Below are 13,387 nucleotides of genomic sequence, written 5' to 3' on the forward strand. Positions count from 1 at the left end.
TAACCAGTTTGTATTTTTAATTACAAACTGGTTATAAACAATTTTCTAATTTGTACCAGCTGCACTTTTATCTATAAGAAATAATAATTCTCCTGAAAGAGGTTTAATCAATTGCATCGGGTAAGTTGCAGGATTATACGATCCGGTTGTTACTTCTTTCAATGCAGGCGCTTTTTTCTCTCCGAAAGCTATTACAACAATCTTTTCAGCTTTGTTTATAAGCGGTGCAGTAAGTGTAATACGATGCATCTTTTGTGGTTCCAGATAGTAGGCAGAAACCCATTTGGTTTGTTCCTCCAATACAGCTTGTCCTGGAAAAAGTGAGGCTGTGTGTCCGTCATCTCCCATTCCTAATAAGATTAGGTCAAATCTTCCTTCATCTCCTAAAACTTTTCTAATAGATTTTTCGTAAGTAATGGCAAAATCTTCAGGTGTAACACCAGTTGCGTACATCTCAAAAATATTTTCAGCCGGAATAGGAACGTGGCTTAATAATGTAGCATAAGACATTTTTGCATTACTAAGGTCATCATTAAGAGGCACCCAGCGTTCGTCTCCCCAGAAAATAAAAACTTTGCTCCAGTCTATTTTGGTTTTGTAATCGTCAGAAGCTAATAATTTGTAAATCCCGGCAGGAGAGGAACCTCCTGTAAGTACGGCTGTAAATTTGCCTTTTTCAGCTATTGCTTTTTGTGCTGATGCTACAAAAAGAGCGGCTGCTTGAGTATTAATTTCTTCTGTAGTATTATATATCTGTATCATCTAAAAGTTCTTCTTTTGTTTGTGTGTTTGGAATCCATTTGTGTCCCTGACGCGCTAAAAGTTCGTCTGCTTCTTCAGGTCCCCAGCTTCCTGCTTTGTAATTTGGGAATTTGACAGGCACTGTATTTTTCCATAGTTGCTGAATAGTATCAATTGCATCCCAGGCTTGTTCTACCTGATCCCATCGCATGAATAGAGTCGGATCTCCTGCCAATGCATCGGCGATCAATGTTTCATAAGCTTCCGGAGACATTGTAGAGCAGGCGAAATAATCAAATATCATTTCTGCCGGTCTTAAAGAAAGTGACAGACCTGGTTTTTTGGTCATAAACTGCAGTTTTATATCCATTGCAGGCTGAATATTGATAATAAGTCTGTTTGGAGTCATGCCTTCTTTTCCGTATGAAAATGAGGAATGCGGAACTGGTTTAAACTGTATAATAATAGAAGATTGTTTTTCTTCCATTCTTTTTCCGGTACGCAAATAAAACGGAATGCCCTGCCATCTCCAGTTATCCAGATAAATTTTCATGGCCACGTATGTTTCTGTAATAGAATCGGGAGCAATCCCTTTATCCTGACGATATCCGGGAACAGGATTTCCTTTTATAGCACCTGCGTCGTATTGACCTCTGACAACATAATGATCCACTTCCTCCGGTTTGATACGGCGAATCGATTTTAAAACATCTGCTTTACGGTTTCGGATGTCATCCGCTTCCAATGAAGCCGGAGCTTCCATAGCGGTCATACATAAAATTTGAAGCAAATGGTTCTGAATCATATCTTTTAAGGCTCCAACTCCTTCATAAAACCCACCGCGTTCTTCAACGCCAACTTCTTCTGCTACTGTAATTTGAACAAAGTCGATGAAGTTTCGGCTCCATAAAGGTTCAAACATCGAATTTCCAAAACGGAAAGCAAGAATGTTTTGAACGGTTTCTTTACCTAGATAATGATCGATTCTGTAAATTTGTTCTTCTTTGAAAGTCTGCGAAAGCATTTCATTAAGGGCAATCGCTGAAGTTTTATCGTAACCAAAAGGCTTTTCAATAATGATACGATCTTGCTTAGGATTAGCAGCCAACCCGATTTTTTTAATATTACTGGAAATGGTACTTATGAAAGAAGGCGTAATGGAAAGGTAAAAAAGACGATTGGCACGTTCTCCAAACGTTTCATCAATATTATTTATCTTTTCATTTAGACTTTGATACGATTCTTCTTTGTCGATATCAAGGCTATGATAGGTTATGTGAGAAAGAAATTTTTGAGTTTCCGGATCCGCAATATCTTTCTTTCTTGAAAAGATATTTAGATTTTCTAGCACATAGCTTCGAAACTCTTCATTGCTTTTTTCAGCTCTTCCGAGTGCGATGATCTCAAATTTCTTCGACATACGGCCATCGAGATACAGATTTTGAAATGCAGGAAAGAGTTTTCTTTTTGCCAGGTCTCCGGTTCCTCCAAAAATGACAATGATTGTTGGATTTATATTTTTGAACTTACTCATTTGTGTGTTGTGTTGCTAAGGTTCCTTATTCAGACCATTGTGTGTGGAAAACGCCGGTAGTATCGATTCTTTCGTAAGTGTGAGCGCCAAAATAATCGCGCTGTGCCTGAATTAGGTTTGTTGGGAGATTTTCGGATCTGTAGGCATCAAAATAAGCTAATGAATTCATTAGTCCCGCTACAGGTAATCCTTTTTGAACTGCAAATTGAATCACTGCTCGCATTCCTGCCTGGTTCTCCGTTAGTTTTGAAGCAATTCCAGCATCTAAAAGTAAATTTGGTAAATCTGTTTTTGTAACATAAGCTTTTCTGAAATCTTCTAAAATGTTGGCACGAATAATACAGCCTCCTCGCCATATTTTGGCAACAGTTTCTAAATTTAATCCGTAGTTATATTCTTTAGAAGCAGTGTGAAGCTGCGCTAATCCTTGTGCATAAGTCACAACAATAGAAAAGTATAAAGCTGATTTTAAAGCAGCAATCGCCTCGCTTGTATTTACGGTAGTTTCGCTACTGTTCCAAATTATTTTTTTTGCAGCTTCAATTCTTTCCGGTTTCGTTTTAGACATATCGCGCATAAAAACCGCTGCATCAATAGTTGGAATCGGTACTTGCAAATCCATTGCGTTTTGAGAAGTCCATTTTCCTGTTCCTTTAGATTTTGCCCAATCTGAAATTTTATTGATCAGTCTGCTTCCGTCTTCATCTTTTTGTTTCAGTATGTTTCCGGTGATTTCGATCAGATAGGACTTAAGATCGTTCGTTTGGTTCCATTCTTCAAAAGTTTTCTGAATCGTATCTTCATCCAGATTATAACCTCTTTTCATCAGGTCATAAATCTCAGAAATCAATTGCATAATTCCGTATTCGATTCCGTTATGAACCATTTTTACATAGTTACCGGCAGATCCGTTTCCTAAGTATTCTACACAAGGTTCTCCATCAACTTTTGCTGCAATAGCCTCAAAAATTGGGCGAAGTCTTTCGTATGCTTTCTGATCGCCACCAGGCATCATAGCAGGGCCGAATCGGGCACCTTTTTCACCTCCTGAAATTCCCATTCCAAAGAAATGAATCCCTTTAGCAGATAATTCTAAAAATCTTCTGTCGGTATCGGTGAAATAAGTATTACCGCCATCAATGATAATATCTCCCTTGTCTAAGTGAGGAAGTAAGCTTGCTATTGCACTGTCAACAGGCTTTCCTGCAGGAACCAGCAGCATAATAGCTCTTGGTTGTTGAATAAGTTCTACAAAATGTTTAACATCTGTTGTTGCTTCAATGGTATCATCAGGACCGGCCTCTTGCTGAAGAGAATTAACTTTTTCGGTATCTAAATCTAAACCTGCTGCTGCAAATTTATGGTTCGCAATATTTAAAAGTAAATTACGACCCATTACACCTAATCCTACAATTCCAAAATCAAATTTGCTCATAGTTTTCAATTAACTAAAATTATTATAAAATGTTTTTCTGAAAAAAGGAGTGGAAAAAATAGTAATTCTTTTTCGTTCAGTTCTTTGCAGAAAAAACAAAGTTTGTCTCAATCTTAAATAGTAAGATCTACCCCGCTAAGTTAGAGAAAAATGATGAAACAGAGGATGATTTTTAGGTCACTTTAAGTCTTTATTGTTACTTTTTTATGTGTGAAAAACACATTTAGAGGCTCTCAATATTTTTTCTTTGAATTAAATAAATGTGTAAAAAGGAAGCAGATTAAGTTAAAAGAAAAACGATATTAACATTTGTTGTAGCTTATTTCTGTGGTAATACGCTATTAATTTAACATAAAGATAAATCAACTTTTTAGGTATTTTTTGTGTGTTAGTTTTCATTTGTTGTTTTAAAGCTATTATGAAAAACTATCTTTTGCAAATGTCTGACGAAGAACTCCAGAAATTGATTTTTCAGGAAAACCATGACGCGTTTGCAATTATCTTCGACCGATACTGGAAGAAATTGTATACGTATGCTTTTAAGATTTATAAAGAAGAAGAAATTTGTGAGGATATCGTTCAGGAAATTTTTATCAGTCTTTGGAAAAATTCAGCAAATACAGTTATTCTTAATCTCGAAGCTTATCTTTTCAGGGCTGTAAAATACAAAATTGCCAATCATATCAGAAGCTTGAAATTTGATCGTGAGCATCTTGAAGTTCTGGAGACTATTCCGGAGCCGAACAATACCGTGGATAACATCGAATATATTGAATTCGAAAACGGTATTATGAATCAGATCAGTCAATTGACACCCAAGTGTCGTGAGGTTTTTTTATTAAGCCGAATGGAGCACTTTTCGAATGCTGAAATTGCAGAAAGATTAAGCCTTTCTATCCATACCGTCGAAAAGCATATCAGCAATGCTTTAAAACAGTTGCGTCTTAATGGATATCATTATAATACACTGCTTTTTTACTGGGCAACCTTTCTTTATGTTAACTAAAAAAGTACTGTTTTAAGAAAACGTTAAGACTGCTTTTTCGACTACTTGTCTGAATCAAAATTGGTGACTTATCTATAAAAGCACTCATTTTGAAAAAAGAAGCCCTTTTGCTACTGGCAAAAAAATACACAGAAGGTACTTGCACACCCGAAGAAAAAATGGCTGTTGAAGCCTTTTTCGACAAAATGCAGGATGATTCAACTATTAGCCTGTATCAATTCCCTGATTCAAAGGGTGATATAATTCTCGGAAAAACATTCCATGAATTACAAACCAAAAAACAACCTGGAAATTTTAGATTTAAAAAAGCCCTCAGAATTGCAGCGATTTTAATTGTTGCCATTGCAGTTTCTTTTTCCGTTGTAAAATTTGTATTGACACCAAAGGAGATCATTCAGATTGCCCATAAAGGAGAAAAAAAAGAAGTTTTGCTGCAAGACGGTAGCGTGGTAGTGCTGAACTCCAACAGCAGTATTACCTATCCGGAAGAATTCGGGGACACCCGAAATATCAAACTCAGTGGAGAAGCTTATTTTAAGGTGTTTCGCGATGTAAAAAGACCTTTTATTGTACAAACTCATGATGTAAAAGTTAGGGTACTGGGCACTTCATTCGATGTTAACTCCTATAAACACAGATCTACCAAAGTAAGTGTTCTTACCGGAAGAGTTGAAGTTAGCTCTGCCTCAGGAAACAAGGTAGTTATTGTTAAAAACCAACAAGCTGATCTGAAGCATAATGCTGATTTTCATATTTCAACAGACGATAGTTCAGAAGGTATTGCCTGGGCCAGCAACACCATTATTCTTAAAAAAACAACACTTTCTGAAACAGCCAAAATTATTGAAAACTGGTACAATGTGGATATCACATTTGAAGATCAGGAAATCAAAAAATTTACCATTTCAGGAAAATTTAAAGATGAAAAATTAGAGAATGTATTGGAAAGTATTGCCTTTTTGAAACAGCTAAAAATAATTTACCTAACCCAAAACCATATTGTTATAAGAAGAAAGACGCCTAAAGATTAAATAATAAACCCGCCTCCGGTGCAACGGAAACGGGCATTAAAAAAAAGACTACAAATAAAAATTTATAGCCCAATAGTAATGAACACGAAACTACAATTTTTTTTCAATAACTATATGAAGATGAAAAATCTTTATATACTGATAACATTCTTTTTGACTCTTCAGGGATTTGCCATTACAAATTCGACAAAAGAAAGCCAAATAAGCTTAAATCTGAAGGATGCCACAATTACAGAATTTTTTAAAGTGATTGAGCAAAAAACAGCCTTCACTTTTGTTTTTGATGAAAAAATATCGGGGACTTCTCAGCGCATCACGATTTTTGCTGAAAAAGAAAGTCTTGATAACATCCTTTTAAAAATCTCAGAAAGAACCGGACTTTCTTTCAAAAAGATTAATAATACTATTATAGTGACCAAAAATAGGCACGCCCAGATGACCGTACGCGGAAAAGTACTTGATGAAAGTGGCTTTCCAATGCCAGGAGTTACAGTTCTTGAAAAAGGAACTCACACCAGTACTTTGACGGACATGGAAGGGAATTTCAACTTTGCAGTGTCAAACTCTTCAGCAGTTCTTACCGTTTCTTATCTGGGGTATCTTTCACAGGATGTTGCAGTAAGCAATTCGTTCCTTACCATTACCATGAAAGTAAGTACAAGTGAGTTAGATGAGGTTGTTGTAACGGCTTTAGGGATTAAAAGAGAAGAAAAACGACTTGGGTTTTCACAACAGACCATAAAGTCGGAAAGCTTATCTCAGGCCAGATCTAATAACTGGTCGTCTGCTTTGAAAGGAAAAGTTGCAGGATTGAGTATTACTTCAGCAGGTTCCGGACCAATTAACTCACAGCAGATTACACTGAGAGGAAACAGATCGCTGAGTCCAAAAGGAAACTATGCGCTTATTGTAGTAGACGGCGTACCGGTGAATGCAGAAATGACAACCTCAGGTTCATCAAGCGCTTACATGGGAGAAGATTCACCTATTGATTATGGTAACGGAATCTCAGATCTTAATCTTGATGATATTGAGAGTGTTACCGTTTTAAAAGGAGCAGGAGCTACCGCGCTTTATGGTAGCCGTGCTGCAAATGGAGCATTGATTCTTACCACAAAATCGGGCAAGAAAAACAAAGGACTTGGTATTTCGTACAGTACGAGTGCTGCTTTTGATAAAGTACAGAGATGGCCGGACTATCAATACAAATATGGACAAGGAACAGGTAATTCGCCTGATGCTCAGGGAAACCAGTATTATTCTTATGGAAATTCTGCCGACGGAACCAGTACTAGTGGAACCAGCAGCGCCTGGGGACCTGCTTTTACCGGACAAAATTTCTATCAATATGATCCAACACTCCAAGGTCAGTCAGCAAACAGGGTTCCGTGGACTTCTTATAGAGACAACCGTAAAGATTTCTGGAACACCGGGATAACCTTAAACAACAACATTTCTATACAAGGTGGTGATGAGAAAGGCTCTATGCGTCTTTCACTTGGTCGCCAGAAAAATGAATGGATTATGCCCAATACTGGTTTTGACAGGGTAACGGCTGCCATCAATGCCAATTATCAGGTATCGGAGAAAATCAAATTAGGAACTACCGTAAACTACAATACCAGAAACAGTGATAACCTTCCTTCAACAGGTTATAATAACGGTTCCATTGCTTATTTCATGATTTTCCAACAGCCAAACATTGATCTTGATTGGTATCGTCCTATTTGGGAGAAAGGAAAAGAACAGATTCAACAGTTGCATCCATTCAGTTCTTTTATTGACAATCCTTATTTAATTGCCTATGAAGCTACTAATACGTTGAATAGTGACCAGATTGTTGGAAATATTTTTGCCAATATTAAATTGTCCTCAAATCTGGATTTAATGCTTCGTTCAGCTCTTAATACTTACAATCAGACCAGAGAACAAAAAAGACCTTATAGTATCAACAGATATGCAAAAGGTTTTTATGAAAGACAGGATGTGTACAAACAGGAAATCAATACGGACTTTTTACTGTCTTATAAAAAGAATTTTGGAAGCAAATTCGCTCTGGCGGCTTCAGCCGGAGGAAATGCCATGAGTTACAAATACAGACGTACTGAAGCAGAGGTAACAGGTTTAGTAGTTCCTGGAGTTTACAAACTTTCAAACGGATCAAGCGCACCAATTTTAACTTTAGGAGATGCTTATAAAAAAATGAACAGTCTTTACGGCTTGGTTTCCTTGTCATATGGTGAAATGCTTTTTGTAGATGTAACAGGAAGAAATGACTGGACCAGTACATTGCCGGTAAAAAACAATTCTTTCTTTTATCCATCTGTAAATACAAGTTTAATCATTTCAGAAATGGCTGCCTTGCCAAAAGCGATTGATTATCTAAAATACAGGTTTTCTTATGCACAGGTTGGGAATGATACAGAGCCTTATAAAACTCAAAAGTATTATGGACAAAGTGCTTTTCCGAGTTCAGCCCAGACGTTGACGGTTTTATACAATGACCATTTTAAACCGGAGATTACCACCAGTTTTGAAACTGGTTTTGAAATCAGAATGCTTCATAATCGCCTGACAGTGGATGGAACTGTCTATGAGAGCAGCACAAAAAATCAAATTATTGATATTCCGATGGACTTTTCAACAGGGTACAGTGGAGCAGTATTAAACGGAGGTGAAGTTAGGAATCGTGGTGTTGAGCTTACTCTTGGCGGAAAATTCATAGATCATAAAAATTTCAAATGGAATGCAAACCTAAACTGGTCACGCAATTGGAATAAAGTAATGGAACTTGCAGAAGGAATCGACGGACAACAGATTATTGGTACAGGAGGAACAGCTTCTATCATTGCAAAAGTAGGAGGGACTACAAGTGCAATTTATGGTTTTGGTTTTGTGAGATCACCTGACGGGCAGATTGTATACGACAATGCAGGTCTTCCGGCTTATCCTGAACAAATACAATACATTGGAGATGCGAGCCCGGATTGGAAGGCAGGTTTGACCAATACTTTTACCATTGGCAATTTTACAATGAACGTAACTATTGACGGGCAGTATGGCGGTATGCTTTATTCAATGACACACCACAAACTTGCTGAGCAGGGTAAATTGGATTCTACTGAAATGGGTAGAGCCGATGGTTTTATCATTGGAGATGGAGTGATTCAGAATGCTGACGGCAGCTATGCGCCAAATACAAAGAAAGTGGCGACGGCAGATTGGTATGTTCGTTATTACAGAAGAGCCAATATTGAATCCAATTCATTTGATGCTTCTTATGCGAAACTGCGTGAAATAAGCCTTCAATATGCTATGCCAAAAAGATGGATTAAAAATACAGGTCTGCAGTCGGTTCAGTTTTCAGTTTTCGCAAGAGATTTAGCTGTTATTTCAGATTTCCCAATCTATGACCCTGAAACAGCAGCACTAAATGGTGACACTATTCTTCCTGGTGTAGAAACAGGACAGATGCCTTCGCCGACGACGTATGGTTTTAATTTAAGTTTGACTTTATAATAAGACAATGAAAAAAATAAAAATTGCTGCAATATTAGTATTGCTTACCGGAATGAGTATTTCCTGTACACAAGGTTTTGAAGAGCTTAATGAAAATCCTAATCTTATAACCGAGGTAAGTCCCGGTACACTATTGAATCCGATAATTTATGGGATTGCTTCTCAGAATGCGCTGCAAAGTGTTGATGTTACCTTCAATTTAATGCAGGTATCCCTAACATATCCAAGTATTACCGGCGGACTTCATCGCTATGATGTCAGTAATAATATTGGTAATTCAGCATGGAATAATTATTACAAATGGCTTAATAACATCAGAGAAATGCGTATGGCCTCGGTAAAAGCCAAAGACGGTAATTATGAAGCGATTGCTCTCACGCTTAATGCTTTGGTTTATGCCAATTTAACGGATCTTTTCGGACCTGTTCCGATGAGCGAAGCTACGCGTGGAGAAGAGGGAATTCTATATCCAAGATATGATAAACAGGAATTTATTTATGAGATCTTACTGGCAGATTTGGAAAGAGCCAATACACTTTATGATGTTAGTAAACCTATGATTTATGCCGAAGATATTTTGTTTCAGAATAAAGTGGCCAGCTGGAAGAAATTCACCAATTCGTTAAGAATGCGATTATTGTTAAGAGTATCAAACCGCACCGAAACGAAAGCTTTTGAAAAGCTGACGTATATGATTGAGCATCCTGAAATTTATCCGGTTTTTACAACTACAGCCGAAGGCGCGATTTTAAAAGTTACAGGTGTTTCTCCTAATATGTCTCCATGGGGAAGACCGCAGGATTTTAACCTTAATATAAAAATGGCTTCGTTTTTTATTGATAACCTTAATGCTCTTGAAGATCCGAGAAGAGCCATAATTGCCACGGGAGCTACAGCTCTGGTTACCAATGCGCCTCTTGGGTATAAAGGAATTACAAGTGCTTATGCAGGTTCTGATTCTCAGTTTAAGTACAATGCCTCAACATTAGTGAATGTGCAGGCGCAAAACCCTATGCAGATCTTTATTTTGACTTATGCCGAAGTGGAATTTATCAAAGCAGAAATGGCACAGCGAGGTTATGTTGCAGATGCAGCCGGACATTATGTAAAAGGTGTTAAGTCGGCTATAGAGCAGGTGAAGGCCGTAGCTCCTGCTAATTATTTCGATAATATACAGGCGCAGTATAATGGTACATTAGAGAGAATCATGCTTCAAAAGTATTATGCGCTATATTTTACCGATTATCAACAATGGTTTGAATACCGCAGAACAGGATTTCCGGTTTTGCCCACTACAACGGCAATGCTTAACGGAGGAATCATGCCTTCAAGATTTACCTATCCGGATAATCAGCAGATTAAAAACTACGAAAACTATATGGAAGCCATTCAGATGATTGAAGGAGATAATATCAATTCTAAAGTTTGGTGGGACAAATAAAAAATTAAAGATGAAAAAGACAATTATATTAGGCGCAATATTGTTTTGCGGGATTTTAACCGCACAAACAACTGTCAAAGGAAACGTATTTGAAGATTTGAATCAAAACGGGAAAAAAGACAAAAAAGAAAAAGGTATTGCAGATGTTGCAGTAACCAACGGACGAGAAGTAGTAGTTACAGACAAAAAAGGAAACTATGTACTTCCTGTGGAAAACAACGCTATTATCGCTGTAATTAAGCCTTCAGGTTATAAAATAGGGGTTAACAAAGACAACCTTCCACAGTTTTTTTACAATTACAAACCAGAAGGTTCTCCAAAAAGTAAATTCGAAGGTGTCGCGCCAACAGGAAAACTTCCGGAGTCAGTTGATTTTGGATTGATAACACAAAAAGAAACGGCTGATTTTACAGCACTTGTTTTTGGAGATCCTCAGCCTTATAATTTGGAAGAAGTTGATTTTTTTACCAGAGGAATTGTTTCAGAGGTTGAAGGAATTAAGAACATTCCGTTTGGACTGAGCATGGGAGATTTGGTTGGGAATGACCTTAGCTTATTCAATCCCTATATTCAGGCAGTCAAAAAAATTGGGATTCCATGGTACAATCTTTTAGGAAACCACGATCTAAATTTTGATGCCAAAGCTGATAATCTTGCTGATGAAACCTACGAAGCTCATTTCGGACCTGCCAATTATGCTTTCAATTATGGCAAAGTACATTTTATAATACTTGATGATGTTTTATATCCTGACCCAAGGGATAATGAAGGATATTGGGGAGGATTTACAGAGGAACAAATGCAATTTATTGAAAACGATCTTAAAACAGTACCTAAAGACAATCTGATTGTAATGGCTTTTCATATTCCGCTTAGTGAGCCGGATCCTAAAGACGATTCTTTCAGGGACAGTGACCGTCAAAAGTTATTTGAATTGCTGAAGGATTTCCCAAATACGCTGTCACTTTCGGCGCACACCCATATGCAACGTCAGGATTTTTTCGATCAGAAGAATGGCTGGTTACAAGAGAAACCGCACCATCATTATAATATCGGAACAACATCAGGTGATTGGTATTCAGGAAAATTGGATGAGAAAGGAATTCCAATTTCAGTTATGAGAGACGGAACACCAAAGGGATATGCTTTCATTCATTTTGCAGGAAATCAATATACGGTAGATTACAAAACAGCTGGAAAAGCGCAGGATTATCAAATGAAGGTTTTTACTCCAAAAGTGGTTGCAAAAGGTAAACGTACCAAATCAGGTGTATTTGTGAACTTTTTTATGGGAAGCAAAAAAGATAAAGTGGTGTACCGTGTAGATCAGGGAGAATGGAAAGAGATGGATTATGTGCAGACAGAGGATCCGTCTTATGTAGCACTGGTTTATGAATGGGAGCTTTCAGAAGTATTGATGCCAGGAAGACGCTCATCAGATCCTGAAAAAAGCACGCATGTTTGGAGAGGAAATATTCCTTCTGATCTTGCTTTGGGACAACATACAATTGAAATAAAAGCTACTGACATGTTTGGTAAAACCCATACGGCCAGCAGCAGTTATCGAATTGACAAAGTAAAATAATTCAGAATCACATGATAAGAACAATAAAGGCCCTGTTTCTTTGTACATTAATAGTAACAGCCTATCAATGTGCTACCACAAGTCAGACACCTCAGAAACATGTTGTTGAGGTGCAGGGACATCGTGGTGACCGTGGCAATTTTCCGGAGAATACCATTCCGGCTTTTTTGAGCGCAGTAAAAAAAGGTGTTGCTGTTATAGAGCTTGATGTTGTGATTTCCAAAGATCAAAAAGTGGTGGTTTCGCATGAGACTTTTATGTCGGCCCAGTATATGTCAGATCCTGATGGAAATCCTATAGCAAAAGAAAAAGAACACAGCTATAATCTTTATGAAATGACGTATGACAGCATTAAAAGATTTGACAGCGGTTCCAGAGGAAATGTTAGTTTTCCAAGTCAGCAAAAAATGAAAACGTATAAACCATTACTTTCAGAGGTAATCGATAGTGTGGAGCATTACATCAAGATAAATAAGCTAAAGCCGGCCAGGTATAATATTGAAATCAAATCAGAAAAAGCAGATTACGGTATACGACAGCCACAGCCTGAAGTATTTTCTGCAATGGTGATGAAAATAATTAATGATAAAGGAATTGAAAAAAAGATGAATATACAGTCTTTTGATCCGGTGCTTTTAAATGTTTTTCATAAAAAATATCCTAAACCTACCATTGCCTTTCTTGTAGGTGAAGGCACTTTGACGGAAAACTTGGCAAGGCTTGATTTCATACCGGAAATTTATAGTCCGAATTATAAATTGCTGGACAAAAATCAGATGGGTCCGCTTCGAACTTTAAAGATGAAAATTATACCATGGACCGTTAACGAAGATGCAGCTATTGAACGAATGCTTGCCCTACAGGTTGATGGAATTATTACAGATTATCCTGAGAAAGTATTAAAAAAAATATAAAGACAATTAGAGTGATCTTGTGTTTAGGATCGCTTTGAATTTGTGTTCAGTTTATTTATTTTTTTTAGAAAAGCCTTCACAATGAACTGCACCCAAAAGTTTAGACGAATTTATAATTAAATTTGATAATAATGAGCTCGATATTGTATCGGGCTCATTCCTTTTAGATTAAGTTTTATTC

At 37.2% G+C, this 13,387-nt stretch carries 9 protein-coding genes; 6 read left to right on the top strand and 3 right to left on the bottom strand.

All coding sequences use genetic code 11. The annotated features are described in order from the left end of the window. Nucleotides 1-45: 45 nt before the first annotated feature. The 3 genes from pgl to gndA are packed head-to-tail and all read right to left on the bottom strand — an operon-like array spanning nt 46 to nt 3,710. Nucleotides 46-762, bottom strand: a complete 717-nt coding sequence (gene pgl / locus ASC72_RS11575; RefSeq protein ID WP_056190863.1) for a 6-phosphogluconolactonase — start codon at nt 760-762, stop codon at nt 46-48. Next, on the bottom strand, nt 746-2,275 hold the full coding sequence (gene zwf / locus ASC72_RS11580; protein ID WP_056190865.1) for a glucose-6-phosphate dehydrogenase: 1,530 nt from the start codon (nt 2,273-2,275) through the stop codon (nt 746-748). The genes pgl and zwf overlap by 17 nt, the downstream gene beginning before the upstream one ends. Before the next feature lie 25 nt (nt 2,276-2,300). Next, entirely contained in the window at nt 2,301-3,710 is a 1,410-nt protein-coding gene (gene gndA, locus ASC72_RS11585; RefSeq protein WP_056190867.1) for an NADP-dependent phosphogluconate dehydrogenase, read from the bottom strand. Between the two features lie 418 nt (nt 3,711-4,128). Between gndA and ASC72_RS11590 the strand changes: the two genes are divergently transcribed. From ASC72_RS11590 to ASC72_RS11615, 6 genes are all read left to right on the top strand, one after another. Further along, the gene (locus ASC72_RS11590) at nt 4,129-4,716 is read left to right on the top strand and encodes an RNA polymerase sigma factor (RefSeq protein WP_056190869.1); all 588 of its coding nucleotides are present in this window, start codon (nt 4,129-4,131) and stop codon (nt 4,714-4,716) included. Between the two features lie 89 nt (nt 4,717-4,805). Continuing rightward, nucleotides 4,806-5,747, top strand: a complete 942-nt coding sequence (locus tag ASC72_RS11595; protein ID WP_056190871.1) for a FecR family protein — start codon at nt 4,806-4,808, stop codon at nt 5,745-5,747. A 120-nt stretch (nt 5,748-5,867) separates the two neighbouring features. Then, nucleotides 5,868-9,266, top strand: a complete 3,399-nt coding sequence (locus ASC72_RS11600; RefSeq protein WP_241775684.1) for a SusC/RagA family TonB-linked outer membrane protein — start codon at nt 5,868-5,870, stop codon at nt 9,264-9,266. Nucleotides 9,267-9,273: 7 nt separating this feature from the next. Then, entirely contained in the window at nt 9,274-10,707 is a 1,434-nt protein-coding gene (locus ASC72_RS11605; protein WP_056190875.1) for a SusD/RagB family nutrient-binding outer membrane lipoprotein, read from the top strand. 10 nt (nt 10,708-10,717) lie between these two features. Beyond that, nucleotides 10,718-12,292: a calcineurin-like phosphoesterase family protein gene (locus tag ASC72_RS11610; protein WP_056190878.1), complete on the top strand. Its 1,575-nt coding sequence runs from the start codon at nt 10,718-10,720 to the stop codon at nt 12,290-12,292. 11 nt (nt 12,293-12,303) lie between these two features. Continuing rightward, entirely contained in the window at nt 12,304-13,206 is a 903-nt protein-coding gene (locus ASC72_RS11615) for a glycerophosphodiester phosphodiesterase family protein (RefSeq protein WP_082564294.1), read from the top strand. Nucleotides 13,207-13,387: the final 181 nt, after the last annotated feature.

The sequence above is a fragment of the Flavobacterium sp. Root420 genome, assembly GCF_001427905.1.
Lineage (GTDB): Bacteria > Bacteroidota > Bacteroidia > Flavobacteriales > Flavobacteriaceae > Flavobacterium.